The sequence below is a fragment of the Brevibacterium aurantiacum genome (assembly GCF_003932995.1).
Lineage (GTDB): Bacteria > Actinomycetota > Actinomycetes > Actinomycetales > Brevibacteriaceae > Brevibacterium > Brevibacterium aurantiacum.
This window is the reverse complement of record NZ_CP025333.1, coordinates 2079371-2097682: the sequence shown is the minus strand read 5'-3', so window position 1 is coordinate 2097682 and position 18312 is coordinate 2079371. Positions and strand designations below refer to the sequence as shown.

The window sequence follows — 18312 nt, the reverse complement described above, 5'->3', positions numbered from 1 at the left end:
GCCCGGCGAAGTGTCCATAGCCACGGCATCGGCAAAAGCAGCGAATCTGCTGGGTCAGGTATGCCATGCCTCAGCATTGTTTGCCGAGCCTTCCCACACTGGAACCGTTCTAGAAAAGGTGTCAGGATATGGAACATGAGGACGGAACGAATCCGTCTCGTATCGCGAAGGAGAAACATATGCAGTTGAGCCCCGCAATGCAGAAGGTCCTCGGCGAGCAGGTCACTCTCGAACTCGAAGCGTCGATGGTCTACCTGCAGCTGTCCATTCAGCTCGATGATCACGACCTTCCCGGAATGACACGCTGGATGCGTGCGCAGTCCGAGGAAGAACAGGTCCATGCTGCGAAATTCATTCAGCACTGCCAGGATCGTGGCTTCGCTCCCCAGATCGGTGACATCGCGGCACCGAAGGTCTCGGGCTCACAGCCCATCGACTACTTCAAGGCTGCCTTGGCCCACGAGGAGAAGGTCTCCGAATCGATTCGCAACCTCTACCGCACTGCTCAGTCGGAGACCGATCTCGACGTCCTGCCGCTCCTGCACTGGTTCATCGACGAGCAGGTCGAAGAGGAATCAACCATCTCTGAGATCATCGGTCGCCTTGAGCTCGTCGGCGACAGCGGTTCCGGTCTGCTCCGGATCGATTCCGAGCTCGGATCGCGTCACCCTGACATCAAGGCTGACAACGAGTGATCGACAGATCATGACCTGTTGCGTGTGACCTGCAGTCACCGTAGGCAAGCAGCGAATGGCCGGACCCCGCACGGGGTCCGGCCATTCGCTGCTTCGGTGTGAGAACTTCCAGTCCGCGAACTCGCGGGTAATGCGAGAGACCGCGGACGATGAATTGCTCAGCTGCCGAGTACGGCTTGTGAGACGAGCAGGACGATGGGCAGCGTGATGAGCATGAGCACAGTCTGGGCCGCGATGAGGGCGGCCATGAGCTCCGAATTGCCGCCGAGCTGCCTCGCCATGACATAGCCGGAGCTGGCCGTGGCGATCGATTGGAAGATCATGGCCACCAACGCCGGGGTGGTGGGGACGTCGAGCAGGACCAGAGCGAGCAGGGTCACTGCAGGCAGGACGATGAGCTTTGCCACGGTGGAATTGATCAGGCCCGCGACCTGGGCGCGAAGCGGGAATCTTCGCAGACCGGCGCCGACACACAGAAGTCCGATCGGCAGGGCCGCGGCCGCCAATGGCGAGAGCACGGAGTCGAGCACATCGGGCACGCGAGCTCCGGTGAGGTTGAACGCTCCCCCGGCCGCACAGCCGATCACCAGCGGGTTCGTCACGATGACGCGGAGGATTCCGAGCACGGAGCTGGGCCCGGTGCGCAGAAACTCGAACCCCAGGCTGGAGACGATGTTGACCGTGGGCACGAGAACGGCCGCCACGATGGCAGCCAGGGCACTCCCCTCAGGTCCGAACATGCTGGCCGATATCGACAGTCCGATGTAGGTGTTGAAGCGGATTCCGCCCTGCAGCACCGAGGTGAAGGATGGAAGATCGCGAGTCACGAACCGACGCAGCACGATGATGAGGATCGATACGAGCAATGTCGGGGCGATGAGGCCGATGGTCAGTCGCCCGAGCGGAACATGTGCGACGTTGACGTCGGCGACCGATGTGAACAGCAGCACCGGCAACAGGCAGTAGTAGGCGAGCTTCTCCGCTCCTGACCAGAATTCGGGATTGGTGAAACCTGGGAGTCTTTTGAGCACGGCGCCGAAGAAGATCAGAACAGCGACGGGAACGAGGGCGAGGAGGACCGGAGTGAGACTCACGAGACTGAGAATTTCATGAGATGGGAATCATTTCAAAGTTGAGTGTGTTTGACTCAATGTAACGACCTAACGAAAGGAAGCTCATGGCTACACGTTTTGACCCCATCCGTGACCTCGATCGATTCTTCTCGGAAGTGACTCGCACCCCGAACTCCACTTCGCTTCCCATGGATCTCTACCGTGATGGAGAGGTCTTCGTCGCACGTATCGACATGCCGGGTGTTGACCCCTCGAGCATCGACGTCGACGTTGAGGATCGCACGCTGACCGTTCGCGCTCAGCGGCAGTCCGAGGTGGCGGATAAGGATGTGAAGTGGCTGACCCGGGAACGGACGACCGGCACCTATGCACGCCAGCTCACCCTGGGCAATCGAGTCGCCCTCGACCGGATCCAGGCTGACTACCAGGACGGCGTGCTGACCTTGACCGTCCCTGTGGCAGAGGAAGCTCGGCCCCGCAAGATCAATGTCTCGCACTCCAACCCGACCAGAGCCACCGAGGTTGTCGAAACCTCTCCGGTCCGTGATGAGGATCCGGCCGGCGCCTGATCGACAGTCTGCGCCGTCACGACGGACACAACGCTCCGTTGCGAAGGACTCGACCGTGAGAAGCGGGCCGCACCCATGGTACGGCCCGCTTCTTTGCGCTGAGTGTGGGACCGACCAGGCAGCTTGGCGAACCGTCAGGCAACCGACTTAAGCACATACGCCAGGCACATGTAGGGCAGCTCCAGCGCTCCGTCGATAGGGTGCTCAAGGGTGAAGTACTCACGCAGATTCGCCTCGACCCGGGCCCTGGTCGTCTGGTTCGAGCGCAGCCAATAGGAACGGGTCCGGGCCAGATCCACGGTGCCATCCACGGTGAGTGGGGTGGAGAACTCGACCAGCTCATGAGCGACGAGCTCGAACCCGGCCGGGTTCGGGCGGTACGCGGGACGGTACACGTCCCCGGCGTGCATGATCCGACTCAGGCGCAGCACCCAGTCGACACGCACGTCGAGTTGGTTGATGAGGATGAGCAGCCGACCGCCCGGTCGCAGGATGCGCGAGATCTCAACCGCCGCGGCGGCTTCGTCGAACCAGTGCCAGGCCTGTGCCACGGTCACGACATCGACGCAGTCATCCGGCAGCAGAGTGTCTTCTGCGCTGCCGCCGCTGCTGCGCGCAGGATTGCTCTCCAGGGCCTCTTCGTCGGGATCGACGGCGATGACCTGGGCTCCGCGGTCGAGCAGAGCACGACTGAGGATGCCCGTCCCCGCACCCAGATCGCAGACGTCGAGTTCGCTCCACTCAGAGCCCGCAAGGTCGATGGCCGCATCTGGATAGCGTGGGCGCACTTCATCGTAGACGTCGGCCAGTCGACCGAAGCTGCGCCCATGGGCCGATCGCGCGCGTGGTCTCACAGCTGCCCACCCCGATTCGCAAAGTTCAATGATCGAGGTCAACTCTAACTCGTCGCCGATGGGTGGCGCCCGCGCCGAACTCAGGAAGTGACTAGGATAGAGGTACCGGTCAAACAACAGTGACAAGGAGCATCGATGTCCCCCACGTCCGAGCTGCAGGCAGAGCTGGAGAGCGCCTCCGGCGCCTATCAGGAATTCGCTTCCCGCGGGTTGAAACTCGATATCACCCGAGGCAAGCCTGCAAGCGCGCAACTCGACCTGGCGGCAGACCTTCTGACTGCGGTGACACCCGATGACGTCATGACTCCCAGCGGAGTCGATACCCGCAACTATGGCGGTCTGGACGGAATCGTCGAGCTGCGTGAGCTCTTCTCACCGCTGCTCAAGATCCCTTCGAACCAGTTGCTGGCCGGCGGCAACGCCTCTCTGACCCTCATGGCCCAGGCTCTGACCTTTGCTCTCATGCACGGAACCGTCGGTGACTCACGCCCCTGGGGCCAGGGGCCTCACAAGCTCATCTGCCCGGTCCCCGGTTACGACCGCCATTTCACGCTGGCCGAGTCGCTGGGCTTCGAACTCCTCAGCATCCCCATGGACTCACAGGGTCCGGTCGTCGCCGAGGCCCAGCGTCTGGCAGAGGATGAAACGGTCAAGGGCATGTGGTTGGTGCCCATGTACTCGAACCCGACAGGCATCACCATCACCGAGGAGCGGGCGAAGGAGCTCGCGGCGATGCCGGCAGCGGCACCCGACTTCACGCTGCTGTGGGACAACGCCTACGGTCTCCACCACCTCCGGGACGAGCATCCCGAGGTCCTCGACATCCTCGACATCTGCGCCAAGGCCGGACACCCGGAACGCCCCTGGATCTTCGCCTCAACGTCGAAGATCACCCACGCCGGTGCCGGCGTCTCCTTCTTCGGTGCGGGTCCCGAGACCAATGATTGGATCCGGTCGAATCTCGCAAAGATCTCCATCGGTCCCGACAAGGTCAACCAGCTGCGTCACCTGCGTTTCTTCTCCACCCCGGAGGGCGTCAAGGAGCACATGCGCCAGCACGCGAAGATCATCGCACCGAAATTCGACGCGGTGCTCGATACCTTGGAACGGGAACTGGGCGGCACCGACCTGGCGCAATGGACCCACCCAGACGGTGGATACTTCATCACGCTGACCACCTTGGAGGGCACCGCGGACCGGATCGTGAAGCTGGCCGCCGAGGCGGGGGTCAAGCTGACCCCGGCCGGTGCCACCCATCCCTATGGTTTGGATCCGCACAACAACGTCATCCGCATCGCCCCCACCATGCCGACAGTCGAAGATGTGGAACTGGCTGCACAGGGCCTCGTGGCCTGTGTGAAGCTCGCCAGCTACGAGAAACTCCTCGCGGGCTGAAGCCTGCGCTTCGCGGTACGCAGCCTGAATACAAGAACTCCTGGTCGGTGCGATCACCGACCAGGAGTTCTTTGTCTGTCTTGGTGCCTTTGGCCTCAGTACTCGTAGAAGCCGCGGCCGGACTTGACTCCGAGCAGACCGCCATCAACCATGCGCGAGAGCAGCACTGGAGGTTTGGCCGCAGGATCTCCGGTCTCCCTGTAGATGCTCTCAGCCGCGTACAGGCAGGTGTCGAGTCCCACCATGTCGGCAAGCTTGATCGGCCCCATCGGGTGCGCGCAGCCGCCCACCATTCCGGCGTCGATGTCTTCCTTGGTGGCGAACCCGGCCTCGAGCATGCGGATGGCACTGCACAGGTACGGGATAAGCAGTGCATTGACGATGAACCCGGGACGGTCCTGCGCCTGGATCGGGTTCTTGCCCAGCACCTCGGCGACGAACTCCGTGACCGAATCACGCACCGAATCGGCGGTGAGCACGGAGGAGACGATCTCAACCAGGGGCTGGACCGGTGCCGGGTTGAAGAAGTGAACCCCGAGCACACGCTCCGGACGTGACGTCGACTGTGCAAACCGGATGATCGGCATCGACGAGGTGTTGGAGGCGAGGATCGCATCGGGGTCGGTCACGACCTTGTCGAGTTCGGCGAAGATCGACTTCTTGATGTCCTCGTTCTCACTTGCGGCCTCGATGACCAGCTGACGATCGGCGAGTTCGCCGATGTCGGTGGTGAATCGCAGCCTGCCCATCGCCTCGTCACGGGCCTGGGCATCGAGCTTGCCCTTTTCCACCGCACGGGCCAGGGACTTCTCGATACGAGCACGACCAGCTGCCGAGGCCTCGTCGTTGATCTCACGGACGATGACGTCGAGACCTGACTTCGCGAGCACCTCGGCGATGCCTGCTCCCATGAGTCCGCTTCCGATGACTGCAGTGCGTTGAATGCTCATCTGGTGCTCCTTCTGTTGAAGTGGTGATTCGTCGTTGTTGGTTACGGCTGCCTGGCGAGGAACCAGTCTGAGCCGCGGATGGCCTTCATCGCCTCTCGGCGACGCTCCTTGGGAAGGGTCTGGACGTAGACCTGACCATCAAGGTGAGCGACCTCGTGCTGAAGCATCTGGGCGAAGACCTCGGTGCCGGAGATCTCCACGGGCGAGTTCTCCGCATCCACACCGCGCACACGAGCGAACTCGTAGCGCGGTGTGGGGAAGAACAGCCCGGGGACAGACAGGCAGCCTTCTTCGATGTCGCGCAGCTCCCCGCCGACCTCGACGACCTCGGGGTTGATGACATACCCCGTGCGGCCGTCGAGATCATATCCGAATGCCCGTACGCCGACGCCGATCTGCGGTGCCGCCACAGCGGCCCGGCCCTCCGGCAGAGATGTGTCCACGAGGTCTTGGGCCAATGCTCTGAGCCCTTCGTCGAAGACGGTGACCGGTGCGCACGGACTGCGCAGCACCGGATCACCCCAGAGACGGATGTCGCGTTCAGCCATCGATGACCACGACGAGGTCGCCGCCTTCGAGCTGCTGGACGTTGCCGATGGCGATACGTGAGACGGTGCCGCCCGTCTGAGTGGTGATGGAAGCCTCCATCTTCATCGCCTCGATCGTGGCAACCGTAGCGCCGGCCTCGACCGTGTCGCCCTCGGCAACCTGCAGGGTGACCACACCGGCGAACGGGCTGGCCACGTGACCGGAGTTCGTCGGATCGGCCTTCTCCGCGGTCTTGACGTCGCTTTCGACGGCACGATCGCGAACCTGCAGTGGACGCAGCTGGCCGTTGAGAGTGAACATCACCGAGCGCATGCCGCGTTCGTCGGTGCCGCTGATGGCCTGGACACCGATGAGGAGGTCCTTGCCCTTGGACAGTTCGACGGCGTGTTCCTCCCCCGCGGTCAGACCGTAGAGGTATTCCGAGGTCTCGACAACGGAGAGATCACCGTAGTTGGCCCGCATCTGCTGGAATTCCTTCGTCGGTCCAGGGAACAGAAGCGAATTGAGTTTCGCCTGCCGCTCGGTGCCGGGGGTCTCCAGCGCTGCCGCGTCCTCGGTTGCGAGGTCTTCGGAGACAGCATTGTGCCTGCGGCCTGCCAGAGCCTTTGTGCGGAACGGCTCAGGCCATCCGCCTGGAGGGTCGCCGAGGTCGCCGTTGAGGAATCCGATCACCGAGTCCGGGATGTCGAACTTGTCCGGGTTCTCGGCGAACTCCTGAGGATCGACACCGGCGCCCACGAGGTGGAGCGCGAGGTCACCGACGACCTTCGACGAGGGAGTGACCTTGACGAGGTGGCCGAGGATGGCATCGGCTGCGGCGTACATGCGCTCGATCTCTTCGAATCGCTCCCCCAGTCCCAGTGCCACAGCCTGCTGGCGCAGGTTGGACAGCTGTCCGCCCGGGATCTCATGTCGGTAGACACGTCCGGTCGGTCCGGCCAGACCGGACTCGAAGGGTGCGTAGACCTTGCGGACTGATTCCCAGTAGGGCTCGAGATCGCTGACAGCGTTGAGGCTGATCTGAGTGTCGCGTTCGGTGTTTTCAAACGCTGCCACCAGCGCGGACAGGCTCGGCTGGCTCGTGGTGCCGGCCATGGCCGCCGAGGCGGCGTCGACGGCGTCTGCTCCGGCTGCCGCGGCAGCGTAGAGAGTGGCCAGCTGACCGCCCGCGGTGTCGTGGGTGTGGACGTGGACCGGGAGATCGAAGTTCTCCCGCAGTGCTGTGACGAGTTTCGTCGCGGCGGCGGGGCGCAGGAGCCCGGCCATGTCCTTGATCGCGAGCACATGTGCTCCGGCACCGACGATCTGCTCAGCCAGCTTGAGGTAGTAGTCGAGCGTGTAGAGCTCTTCACGCGGATCGAGGATGTCGGAGGTGTAGCACAGGGCAACCTCGGCGACTGTGGTGTTCGTGGAACGAACCGCTTCGATGGCCGGGCGCATCTGCTCGACGTCGTTGAGGGCGTCGAAGATGCGGAAGATGTCGATGCCGGTGCGTGCCGCCTCATCGACGAAGGCGTCAGTGACCTGAGTCGGGTACGGGGTGTAGCCGACGGTGTTGCGACCGCGCAGGAGCATCTGGAGGTTGATGTTGGGCACTGCCGAGCGCAGAGCGGTCAGCCGTTCCCAGGGATCCTCACCGAGGAAACGCAGCGCCACATCGTAGGTGGCACCTCCCCAGGCCTCGATGCTCAGCAGCTCCGGCGTCATCCGGGCGACGTGTCCGGCGACGGCCAGCAGGTCACGGGAGCGGACCCGGGTGGCCAGCAGGGACTGGTGAGCGTCGCGGAACGTGGTGTCGGTGACAGCCAATGGTGTCTGATTGCGCAGCGACTGGGCGAAGCCGGAGGGACCGGCCTCGAGGAGACGGTCACGGCTGCCCGGTGCGGGATCCGCGCCGAGGTCGATCTCGGGCAGCTTCTCACCGGGGCGAATGCGCACGCTGGGTTCGCCGTGAGGACGGTTGACGGTGACGTCGGCCAGGTAGTCGAGGATCTTCGAACCACGGTCCGCGCTGACACGGGCGTCGAGCAGATGGGGCCGCTCTTCGATGAATGATGTTGCCAGGTCACCGGCGATGAACGAGTCATCTTCGAGCACCGCTCGCAGGAAGCCGATGTTCGACGATACGCCGCGGATCCTGAACTCGGCCAGGGCCCGTCGGGCACGTGAGATCGCCTGTTCGAAGTCGCGACCACGGCAGGTGAGCTTGACCAGCATCGAGTCGAAGTGGGCGCTGACGGCGGCACCGGCGTGGACGGTTCCTCCGTCGAGTCGGACACCTGCGCCGCCGGCAGAGCGGTAGGCGGTGATGGTTCCGGTGTCGGGACGGAAGGCATTTGCCGGATCCTCGGTGGTGATGCGGCACTGGAGGGCAGCACCCTTGATCCGCATGTCTTCCTGAGTCAGGCCGATCTCAGCCAGGGTCTCCCCCGACGCGACGCGCATCTGGGAGGCGACCAGGTCGACGTCCGTGATCTCCTCGGTGACCGTGTGCTCAACCTGGATGCGCGGGTTCATCTCGATGAAGACGTGCTGGCCCTTGCGGGGGCCGTCGGTTTCGAGGAGGAACTCAACGGTTCCGGCGTTCTGGTAGCCCAGCGCCTTGGCGAACTTGAGGGCGTCGGCGTGAAGCGCGTCAGCGATGGCCGGGTCCAGGTTCGGAGCCGGTGCAAGTTCGATGACCTTCTGGTGGCGACGCTGGACCGAGCAGTCGCGTTCGAAGAGGTGGATCGCATTCGAGTCATTGTCGGCAAGGACCTGGACCTCGATGTGGCGCGGCCGCTGCACGGCCTGCTCGATGAAGACCGTGGGATCTCCGAAGGCACCCTCGGCTTCGCGCATGGCGGCTTTGAGTGCGTCCTCCAGTTGCGAGGCTTCGCCGACGCGGCGCATTCCGCGTCCTCCGCCTCCGGCCACAGCCTTGACGAAGAGTGGGTACTCCATGGATTCCGCGTCGGCCAACAGCTGCGCGATGTCAGCAGAGGGACGGGTCGAATCGAGTACGGGAATCCCGGCATTGCGTGCGGCTGTCAGAGCCTGCACCTTGTTGCCGGCGAGTTCGAGTACATCGGCCTTGGGGCCGATGAAGGTGATTCCTGCCTCATGGCAGGCTCGCGCCAGGTCGGGATTCTCCGACAGGAAGCCGTAGCCGGGGTAGATGGCGTCGGCTCCGGATTCCTTCGCGACGCGCAGCATCTCTTCGACGCTGAGGTAGGCACGGACTGGATGGCCTTCTTGGCCGATCATGTAGGCCTCGTCGGCTTTCATGCGGTGTTCGGAGTTCCGATCCTCATAGGGAAAAACAGCGACAGTGGAGGCGCCGAGTTCGTACGCTGCTCTGAACGCGCGAACGGCAATCTCTCCACGATTTGCCACAAGAACTTTAGAGAACATCTGTGTCTCTCACTTCTGTATCGATCGCTCGTAGGCGATAGTCGACGGGCTGTCGAAGAACTACTCTACTCAGTGACCCAGGCCACTCGAATCAGGGGGTCCCATTTTCACTCGACTGCCACGCCCGGCGTGGTCGTGACGGCTCAGCCCAGCCGGATACGTTAACGTAGGAGGGTGCTTGTCCTAAGTATCAGCAGCCTCAAAGGCGGAGTCGGTAAGACGTCCGTGACACTCGGTCTTGCCTCGGCCGCATACAACCGGGGAATTCCGACCTTGGTCGTCGACATGGATCCGCAAGCGGATTCCTCGACCGGCCTTGATGTCCCGACGTCGACGCGCGTCGACATCGCCGATGTTCTCGCTGCTCCTAAGTCCCAGAAAATCCTGTCCGAGGCGATCATCCCCTCCGGGTGGGTGGGCGATAAGCTCGGACACCTCGACGTGATCTCCGGCTCCCCCAGGGCTGCGGAGTTCGATCGCCCTTCGCTGTCTGAGAGGTACCTCCGGCGCCTCGAAGACGCACTGAGTCGGGTGGCCAAGGGCTATCGTCTCGTGCTCATCGACTGTCCGCCGAGTCTCAACGGGCTCACGCGCACCGCGTGGACGGCCAGCAGTCGGGTGGCCGTGGTGACTGAGCCCAGTCTGTTCTCGGTCGCCGCAGCCGATCGCGCACTGCGGGCCGCCGACGAGCTGCGCCAGCGTGGCACCTCGGATATCCAGCCGCTGGGTCTTGTCGTCAACCGGGTGCGTGCCGGGTCCAACGAGCATGACTATCGGATCTCAGAGATGCGGGAGATGTTCGGGCCACTGGTTCTCAATCCCCCACTGGCCGAACGCGCAGTGATGCAGCAGGCCCAGGGGTCGGCGCGTCCGATCCACTCCTGGCCTGGAAAGCCGGCAGAAGAGGTGGCGACGTCGTTCGACGCGCTGCTGGAGCGTGCCCTACGTTCGGAGAACATCCGCTCGCGCAAAACCCCGAAGCAGTAGGTCCGGTAAGTCCGAGATAGTGCAATCAGGTGCAGCTGACTGAGTTCAGCTGCACCTGATGCTTTTCCGGGACAGCGAGACCACAACCGCAGCGCCCAGATCCCAGTGCCGCGTGCAGATCCCACCGCAGCGCCCAGTTCGTACCGCGACGCCTGGACGATGCTGAGGCAGAGCGCCACTGCCGAACCTGTCATTGAATATGAGTGTGGCCCGTCCTTTCGGACGGGCCACACTCATCAATCCCCCATGGTGTCCCTATCTGGGACTGCCCGGTATCCGGGCGAGCAACCTGTTCAGCCGAGTTTCCGAGCCCGTCGTTGGGCGAGCTCGTCCATCTCGACGATGGCTGAGTCATCTTCGGGAAGCCGTTCGCTGGGCAGTTCGGAGAGACTGCCTTCGACTTCGTTCCAGACACGACCGACGGCGATGCCGAAGACGCCCTGTCCGCCCTGCAGGAGGTCGACGACCTCATCGGGTGAAGTGCATTCGAAGACGCTGGCTCCATCAGACATCAGGGTGATCTGTGAGAGATCCCGAACTCCACGCGAACGCAGGTGGTCGACTGCCGTGCGGATCGACTGCAGCCCGACGCCGGTGTCGAGGAGTCGCTTGACGATCTTGAGGACGAGGATGTCACGGAAGCTGTAGAGCCGCTGGCTGCCTGATCCGGTTGCATTGCGAATCGACGGGGTCACCAGGTCGGTGCGTGCCCAGTAATCGAGTCGGCGGTAGCTGATGCCGACGACCTTGCACACAGTGGGACCACGGTAGCCGGCCTCTTCATCGAGGACAGGCAGATCGTCGTCGAACAACAGTCCCTGAGCGGCTGGCGGTATTGGCGTCGGCTCGACGCTTTCATGACTTGAGCGGTTCACACCGACTCCTCCTTATAGTCCCTGGGGGAAGCGAGGTCGCTTTGAAGGGCAGAGAACATTTCCATTCTAGCTCTCTTCTCAGCGAACCTACAGTGGGATTCAACATCTCCAAGCTATTCTTCCCGGCCTTCCAGGACAAACACCTCAAGGTAACAATTTCTGCGTGTCGCCGTTATCGCAGTATTCGAACACCCGAATGAGTGCCGTTCGGACAGCCCGAGACCCAGCAGACGTACCCGATCACTCGGATTCTGGCCGGGCCTTGTGGTTCTCGGCCTCGGCTGATTCCTGTGTCTGCTCATCGTCCGGTTTGGGCTCGTCTGCCTTCTTCGGTTTGGAGCTGGTGAGGAGCTTGGTCTTGACGGTCGAAGCGTATTTGTCGACGTATTCCTGCCCGGACAGCCGCATGATCTCGTACATGATCTCGTCGGTGACGGAGCGCAGGAGGAAGCGGTCGGTTGGGAGCCCCTCGTACTTGGAGAAGTCCATCGACGATCCGAAGACGATTCCGACGCGCCGGAACTTCGGGATCAGTCGGCCTGCGGGCTGGATCTTGTCGGTGCCGATGATCGCGACGGGAATCACCGGAGCACCCGACTCGAGAACCAGCCGGGCCACGCCGGTCCGGCCGCGGTAGAGCTTGCCATCCGGTGAGCGAGTTCCCTCAGGATAGATGCCCAGGGAGTTACCCTCGCGCAGCACCTTGAGTCCGGACTCGAGGGACGCCTGCGAACCGGATCCCCCGGCTCTGTCCATCGGCAGCTGGTTGTTGAGTTTGAAGAACCACCGTGTGACGGTGCCTTTGAGTCCGCGTCCGGTGAAGTAGTCCTTCTTCGCCAGGTAGACGACTGGCCTGGGGGCGAGCAGGGGGACGAAGATCGAATCCATGAAATGGTTGTGATTTCCCGCGATGATCGCAGGCCCATCGGACGGGAGGTTGTCCAGTCCGCGCACCCAGGGGCGGAAGAGGATCCGCAGAATGGGTCCGGCCACGACTCGCTTGAGAAACCAGTAGAACACGAGCACCTTCCCTGTCACGACTCTTTGTCGTTCTCGGACATCATATATCGACACCATCACCGCACATTCATGCCATGCTGATGCTATGGAGATCGACTACTCACCACAATCGGTGCCGACTGCACCTTACCGGCAGATCGCTCCGGACTCGGAGTCTGCCGTGCTGTTTCTCCACGGAATCACCGGTTCTCCGGCCGCGTGGTTTCCCATTGCCCGTGCCCTCAGCGATCACGGAGTCAGCGTCAGCGTGCCGTTGCTTCCCGGACACGGCACCCGTTGGCAGGATCTCAATGCCACGAAGTGGTCTGATTGGCTCGACGCTGCGAAGGCGGAGTTGTCGGCGCTGTCGCAGACTCACTCTCGGGTAGTGGTCGCTGGTTTGTCCATGGGTGGGGCCTTGGCCTTGGCATTGGGTGCCGACGATTCGCCTCCTACTGAACTCGTCCTCATCAATCCGGCCCTGTACATCGACTCCCCGCTGACTCCACTTCTTCCGGTCCTCAAACATTTCGTCGCCTCGGTGCCGGCGATCGGCGGAGACATCGCACATCCGGATCGCTGCGAATATGCCTACGACCGGACGCCTGTCGCTGCCATCGCATCATTCGCCTCGGCGCAGTCGAAGCTTCGCAACGACCTATGGCGGGTCGAATGCCCGGTCACGCTCTTCATCTCCGGCAGTGACGGCGTCGTCGGCCCACTCACCCTCAGGACCCTGCGCTCACGTCTGCCCACGGCTCCTGCGATCCGTGCCCTGCGTCGGTCACGTCACGTAGCCACCTTGGACAACGACGCGGACACCATCGCCGAGGTGATCCTTGAGAAGGTGACATCCGCCGGTGGCGCAACGGCTGGTACCCCGGGAGACCGGGAATAGAGAAGTCGACAGGATTGCTGATAGAGAACATGGACGACGAGAAGAACGAGGACTGGCGTAACGAGGTTCCAGAATCGGAGCAGCTCGGCGATTCCTCACGCATCAGTGACAGTCACTGGGAAGATCTCGTCAACCAGATTGCCGAACCCAGCGCGATGATGGGCGATACGCCTGCCGACGAGGTCAGGGAACGACTCGAAGAGGATGAAGGGTGGGAACCCGGCCCTGCCGCGCCGATCGGTTGGCGCACAGCCTCACCGACTCTGATGCTCTCCGTCGTCGCCACGTTCGGTGCCGTGCTGCTGTTGCTCCTCGGCGTGATCTTCTTCCGACCTCTGCCCGGGTGGTTTCTGTTGGTCGGCATCGCCGTCGGTCTCGGCGGGGCAGTCGGGCTCTTCTTCCATCTCCCCACGAACCGTTCGTCCGACGGGGACAACGGTGCCTCGGTCTGATCACGGCTTCGCACCTCGGGTCTCCCCCGGTGTCAGTGGTGGGTGAAATACTGGGGCGCATGTCTGCCCCATTCGACCGAACTCCGACAGCAATCGAATCCTCCCAGCTGTCCTTCGATGCCCTTGGCACACCGCTCCATGAGGTCACTTTCGTCATCGTGGACTTAGAGACGACAGGCACGACCGCAGGAAAGTCGGAGATCACTGAGATCGGTGCGGTGAAGACGCGCGGCGGTGAGGTCCTCGGCGAGTTTCAGTCTCTGGTCAAGCCCGAAGAATCGGTGATCAGTCCCTTCGTGGCACGGTTGACCGGCATCACACACGCCATGGTCGACGATGCACCGTCCATTCGTTCGGTCCTCCCCAGCTTTCTGGAATTCTGCGTCGGCGCGGTACTGGTCGCCCACAATGCCCCCTTCGATATCGGATTCATCCGCTCGGCCTGTGAAAAGCTCGACTACCACTGGCCCCAGCCGACAGTCCTCGACACCGTCACTCTGTCTCGGCGAGTGGTGAGTCGAGACGAGGTGCGCAATCACAAACTGTCGACCCTCGCCGCTCATTTCGGAACCGAGGTCTCACCCGACCACCGTGCGCTGTCCGATGCCAAGGCCACGGGAGAGGTGCTGCACCGGGTCCTCGAACGGTTCGGAGGCTACGGCATCACAACGCTCGAAGAGTTGGCCACGGTACGCCAGGCAGGGTGGGCGAAACGCCAGGCCAAGTCGCACCTGGCTAAGGGAGTTCCGGCTGAGCCGGGTGTCTACATGTTCCTCGATGGAACTCGCCGTGTCCTCTACATCGGGAAGTCCGGGAACATGGCCCGGCGCGTCCGAGGCTACTTCAATGCCTCGGAGAACCGAGGCCGAATGGCTGAGATGATCACTGCTGCCCAAGAAGTCAGCTGCCTGCCGTGCGCGCATGCCCTCGAAGCCGAAGTCAGAGAGATCCGCCTGATCGGCGAACTCGCCCCGCCGTACAACCGTCGCTCGAAGAACCCTGAACGCAATTCCTGGATCGTTCTCAGCGATGAGGAATATCCACGTCTGTCAGTGGTCCGGGCGAACACGGCATTGGAGAAGTCACCCGCAACTCCGCTCGGCCCGTTCCGATCACGCAAGACAGCACAAGCGGTGAAGGAACTTCTCGATACCCTCTACCCGGTCAAACGATGCACAGCGAAGATCACTGCCTCCAACCTCGCCTCTCACCGTCCGTGTGTGAGCTCCCAAGTCGGTCAGTGCGGAGGACCCTGTGCCGGGGTGCTGGACAGGCAGGCCTACCTGGATGACATCGCCGCACTGTTCGAGGTCATGGCCGGAGACTTCACTTCTCTGCGCAGTCTGTGCACTCAGCGAATGTCGCGGCTGGCTGACGAAGCGAGGTACGAGACCGCCGCTGAGGTGCGCGACGCTATGCGCTCGGCGCTCTCGTGTGCGGCTCGGGCCGAATCGGTTCAGGCGCTGCGGGCTGTCCCTGAGATCCTTGCGCACGCCCCGGGACCCGAGGGTGGGATCGATCTCGCCGTGATCCGTCACGGAAAATTGGCCGCAGCCTCGCACGTCCGTGGCTCGCAGGCGATTGACGAGTCATTCGCCGCCATCGCAGCGACCGCAGAATGGGTGCCTGCTCCAGGTCGTCTTCCAGCCGACACCGATTCTCTCCCAGAGGAGACCCGGCTGCTGTCCCAGTGGCTGCAGTCAGCCACGCTGACATCAGCGCAGGGGGCGTGGTCGCTCCCCCGCGCTGGTGCCAACTACCATGCGCAGGAGTCAGGGACGGTTCGTCTCAGCGACCCTGTGTGAGACCTCGATCAGCTGATCGAGCTTCTGTGCACCGAGGCCGGCGTCAACGGTCTTTTCCGCAATGACGAGTTTTGCCGCCATCCGCTCGGTCAAGCTCCCCACCGAGGACTCATCGGCCGCGACCAGTGCCGCTGCGGTATTGATCAGCACGATGTCTCGCACCGCTGATTTCTCACCGTTGAGCACCGATCGGGTGATCTCGGCATTCTCATCGGGGCCACCGCCACGCAGATCATTCTTCGTCACACGATCGAAGCCCAGATCCAGAGCATCGAAGGTCATGTGCTCGACCTCGCCATGGCGGACTTCCCACACATCGTTGACGTCGGTGTTGCTCAGTTCGTCCAGTCCGTCTCGGGACCGGAACACAATCGCCTGATGCCCCCGCTTGGCCAAGGTGCCCACGACCAGAGGAGCCATCTGCGCGTCAGCCACGCCGATCGCGGTGTGACGGGCACGAGCCGGGTTCGTCAGTGGGCCGAGGATATTGAACGCAGTCGGCACACTGATCTGCCGACGCACAGCCGACACGAACTGCATGGAGGGGTGGAAGACGTTGGCGAAGCAGAATGCCAGGCCGACTTCCTTTGCGATGATCCCGGTCTGTTCCGGCGTGATGTCGAAGCGAACGCCAAGGGCTTCGAGAACATCTGCGGAGCCGGAGGCTGAGGACGTCGCACGGTTGCCGTGCTTGACGACGCGCTGCCCCGAGGCAGAGATGATCATCGCCGCGGTCGAGGATATGTTGGCAGTCTTCGCGCGATCTCCACCGGTGCCGACGATGTCAACGGAATCTTCGAGGCCCGGCAACGGCACGGCGTGATCCATCATGGCCGAGACCAAACCCGCAATCTCCGATACGGTCTCGCCCTTCGTATGGTGTGCCACGAGGAATGCGGCCATTGTCACATCGGGTGTCTGCCCGGACATGATCTGGTCCATTGCCCACGCCGCAGCGGACTCATCAAGGTCCTGCTGGTGCATGAGGTTCATCAGGAGATCGGGCCAATTGTAGGTGGCGCCCTCAGATGTGGTTCGGGTCCCGGAATCCTGTGTTTCCGGGGGTGTCGTACGCGGTGTCTCCGTCATCCGAATGAACTCTCCTTAAGGTGCTGCCACCACCTCTGACTACGAGATGGAACTTACCTGCGGCATCCTATCCTGTCTTCGACACGCGGGGGCCAGGTGATCCGAATACGAGATTCCGGCACCAAATCAACGTTTTCGCTACACCGTGTAGAAAAATATTCACCGAAAGCTGGGTAAAAGATGAAAACTTACCCCGAGACGAGTAATAATGGGGTTGTGTCAACTGCCACTGCATCTCAAACAGCGCCAGCACATCCGGTTGTCAATCGTCCGAATGTGACCACGGTGGGCTTCATCGTGTTCCTCGCGAGCGACCTGATGTTCTTTGCCGCGCTCTTCGCCATGTACTTCACCATTCGATCCGTTGTGCCGGAATTATGGGAGACCCAGACTGAGGTTCTCGACATCCCATATGCGCTCGGCAACACGCTGATCCTGGTGTCGTCTTCATTCACCTGCCAGCTGGGCGTCTTCGCAGCGGAGAAGTTCCGGCCTCGCCGGACGGGTTCTCTGTTCAACGTCGCCAAATGGGGAATGGTTGAGTGGTTCTACCTCACCTTCCTGCTGGGCGCGGTCTTCGTCTCCGGCCAGGTCATGGAATACGCCACCCTGGTCAGCGAAGGCATCGCCATCAACAGCGATGGCTATGGTTCCGTCTTCTACCTGACCACTGGGTTCCACGGTATTCACGTGACCATCGGACTCATCTGCTTCCTGCTTGTGATCGGACGAGCATACGGAGCCAAGAAGTTCGGTCACCATGACGCCACATTCGCGATTTGCGTGTCCTACTACTGGCACTTCGTCGACGTTGTCTGGGTTGGTCTCTTCGGAGTCATCTACCTCCTTCAATAGTCGGCTCGAGATGCTCGGCCATTCGGACTCACAACATTTAAAGCAAAGGACGATCACGTGAAGCTTTTAGCAGATCGCCGCAGGCACCCAATGGCACTGGTTGTGCTGCTCTTGGTGGCACTGCTGCTGACTGGCGGAGCCTACGCACTCTTCACTCAGACTTCGAGCGCCCAGGCGGAGACCGCCAGCGCCTCGGACGTCGAGGAAGGCAAAAAGCTCTTCGCAGCGAACTGTGCAACATGCCACGGTCTCAGCGGCGAGGGTTCGAAGGCCGGACCGGGTCTCATCGGCGTCGGCGCAGCTGCCGTCGACTTCCAGGTCGGAACCGGTCGTATGCCGCTGCAGGCCAATGGGCCGCAGGCACGTACCAAGGAACCTCAGTTCGATGAGGAGCAGACCGCTCAGCTCGCGGCCTACGTTGCTTCGCTGGGCCCCGGCCCTGCCGTTCCTGAGGAAGAGAACCTCGACGCATCCAAGGGTGACCCCGCAGCCGGCGGTGGCCTCTTCCGCACCAACTGCGCCATGTGCCACAACGTGGTCGGCGCCGGCGGTGCGCTCACCCGCGGCAAGTACGCTCCGAACCTGTCGGACGTCTCCGAGAAGCACCTTTACGAGGCAATGCAGACCGGTCCGCAGAACATGCCAATCTTCAACGACGCAAACCTGACTCCTGATGACAAGCGCGACGTGATCGCCTATGTCAAAGAGGTCTCGGAAACCCCATCGCCCGGTGGCTTCAAGCTGGGATCGCTGGGACCCGTGGCAGAAGGACTCTTCATCTGGTTCTTCGGGCTCAGCGCGGTCATCGGACTGACAGTATGGCTGTCATCCAGGGCAAAGTGAGTCAGTCAATGTCGTTCAGTAACCACCACGA

Annotated in this window: 17 protein-coding genes; 9 read left to right on the top strand and 8 right to left on the bottom strand. The window is 62.3% G+C overall.

All coding sequences use genetic code 11. From position 1 onward, the window contains the following. The first annotated feature begins 179 nt into the window (after positions 1-179). Positions 180-695 (top strand): ferritin, encoded by a 516-nt coding sequence (locus CXR25_RS09755; RefSeq protein WP_029417556.1) that lies wholly within the window; start codon positions 180-182, stop codon positions 693-695. Positions 696-853: 158 nt separating this feature from the next. Here CXR25_RS09755 and CXR25_RS09750 read toward each other — a convergent pair whose 3' ends face one another. Then, positions 854-1789 (bottom strand): AEC family transporter, encoded by a 936-nt coding sequence (locus tag CXR25_RS09750; RefSeq protein ID WP_096145559.1) that lies wholly within the window; start codon positions 1787-1789, stop codon positions 854-856. A gap of 83 nt (positions 1790-1872) precedes the next feature. Between CXR25_RS09750 and CXR25_RS09745 the strand changes: the two genes are divergently transcribed. Continuing rightward, a complete protein-coding gene (locus CXR25_RS09745) occupies positions 1873-2337 on the top strand; it encodes an Hsp20/alpha crystallin family protein (protein WP_069600152.1) in 465 nt (154 codons plus the stop codon). 134 nt (positions 2338-2471) lie between these two features. Here the strand turns inward: CXR25_RS09745 and CXR25_RS09740 are convergent, their stop codons facing one another. Next, a complete protein-coding gene (locus tag CXR25_RS09740) occupies positions 2472-3191 on the bottom strand; it encodes a class I SAM-dependent methyltransferase (RefSeq protein WP_236850379.1) in 720 nt (239 codons plus the stop codon). Positions 3192-3326: 135 nt separating this feature from the next. On the opposite strand from CXR25_RS09740, the gene CXR25_RS09735 reads away from it, so the two are divergent. Then, positions 3327-4586, top strand: coding sequence for an aspartate aminotransferase type Ic (locus CXR25_RS09735; protein ID WP_069600150.1), 1260 nt, complete (start codon positions 3327-3329; stop codon positions 4584-4586). A gap of 95 nt (positions 4587-4681) precedes the next feature. Here CXR25_RS09735 and CXR25_RS09730 read toward each other — a convergent pair whose 3' ends face one another. The 3 genes from CXR25_RS09730 to CXR25_RS09720 are packed head-to-tail and all read right to left on the bottom strand — an operon-like array spanning position 4682 to position 9478. Then, positions 4682-5536, bottom strand: a complete 855-nt coding sequence (locus tag CXR25_RS09730; RefSeq protein WP_009884629.1) for a 3-hydroxybutyryl-CoA dehydrogenase — start codon at positions 5534-5536, stop codon at positions 4682-4684. A gap of 41 nt (positions 5537-5577) precedes the next feature. Then, positions 5578-6084 carry a peptide deformylase gene (locus tag CXR25_RS09725; RefSeq protein ID WP_009884630.1) on the bottom strand — a complete coding sequence of 169 codons (507 nt, stop codon included), beginning with the start codon at positions 6082-6084 and terminating at the stop codon, positions 5578-5580. Continuing rightward, entirely contained in the window at positions 6077-9478 is a 3402-nt protein-coding gene (locus CXR25_RS09720) for a pyruvate carboxylase (protein ID WP_101556331.1), read from the bottom strand. The genes CXR25_RS09725 and CXR25_RS09720 overlap by 8 nt, the downstream gene beginning before the upstream one ends. Before the next feature lie 174 nt (positions 9479-9652). On the opposite strand from CXR25_RS09720, the gene CXR25_RS09715 reads away from it, so the two are divergent. Further along, the gene (locus CXR25_RS09715; RefSeq protein ID WP_029417561.1) at positions 9653-10465 is read left to right on the top strand and encodes a ParA family protein; all 813 of its coding nucleotides are present in this window, start codon (positions 9653-9655) and stop codon (positions 10463-10465) included. A 293-nt stretch (positions 10466-10758) separates the two neighbouring features. On the opposite strand, the gene CXR25_RS09710 is transcribed toward CXR25_RS09715, so the two are convergent. Then, entirely contained in the window at positions 10759-11340 is a 582-nt protein-coding gene (locus CXR25_RS09710) for a MerR family transcriptional regulator (protein ID WP_096177786.1), read from the bottom strand. Positions 11341-11580: 240 nt separating this feature from the next. Then, a complete protein-coding gene (locus CXR25_RS09705; protein WP_035279411.1) occupies positions 11581-12360 on the bottom strand; it encodes a lysophospholipid acyltransferase family protein in 780 nt (259 codons plus the stop codon). Between the two features lie 85 nt (positions 12361-12445). Here CXR25_RS09705 and CXR25_RS09700 point away from each other — a divergent pair, with 85 nt between their 5' ends. Genes CXR25_RS09700 through CXR25_RS09690 form a run of 3 tightly spaced genes read left to right on the top strand, consistent with a single transcriptional unit; the run spans position 12446 to position 15494 of the window. Further along, the gene (locus CXR25_RS09700) at positions 12446-13237 is read left to right on the top strand and encodes an alpha/beta hydrolase (RefSeq protein ID WP_009884635.1); all 792 of its coding nucleotides are present in this window, start codon (positions 12446-12448) and stop codon (positions 13235-13237) included. A gap of 29 nt (positions 13238-13266) precedes the next feature. After that, positions 13267-13689, top strand: coding sequence for a hypothetical protein (locus tag CXR25_RS09695; RefSeq protein WP_125240535.1), 423 nt, complete (start codon positions 13267-13269; stop codon positions 13687-13689). 59 nt (positions 13690-13748) lie between these two features. Next, positions 13749-15494, top strand: coding sequence for a DEDD exonuclease domain-containing protein (locus CXR25_RS09690; RefSeq protein ID WP_009884637.1), 1746 nt, complete (start codon positions 13749-13751; stop codon positions 15492-15494). Here CXR25_RS09690 and trpD read toward each other — a convergent pair. Further along, the gene (gene trpD / locus CXR25_RS09685) at positions 15462-16583 is read right to left on the bottom strand and encodes an anthranilate phosphoribosyltransferase (protein ID WP_069600148.1); all 1122 of its coding nucleotides are present in this window, start codon (positions 16581-16583) and stop codon (positions 15462-15464) included. The genes CXR25_RS09690 and trpD overlap by 33 nt on opposite strands. A gap of 180 nt (positions 16584-16763) precedes the next feature. Between trpD and ctaE the strand changes: the two genes are divergently transcribed. After that, positions 16764-17438, top strand: coding sequence for an aa3-type cytochrome oxidase subunit III (gene ctaE / locus CXR25_RS09680; RefSeq protein WP_439951946.1), 675 nt, complete (start codon positions 16764-16766; stop codon positions 17436-17438). 57 nt (positions 17439-17495) lie between these two features. After that, positions 17496-18281, top strand: a complete 786-nt coding sequence (gene qcrC / locus CXR25_RS09675; RefSeq protein WP_029417563.1) for a cytochrome bc1 complex diheme cytochrome c subunit — start codon at positions 17496-17498, stop codon at positions 18279-18281. The last annotated feature ends 31 nt before the right edge of the window (positions 18282-18312 follow it).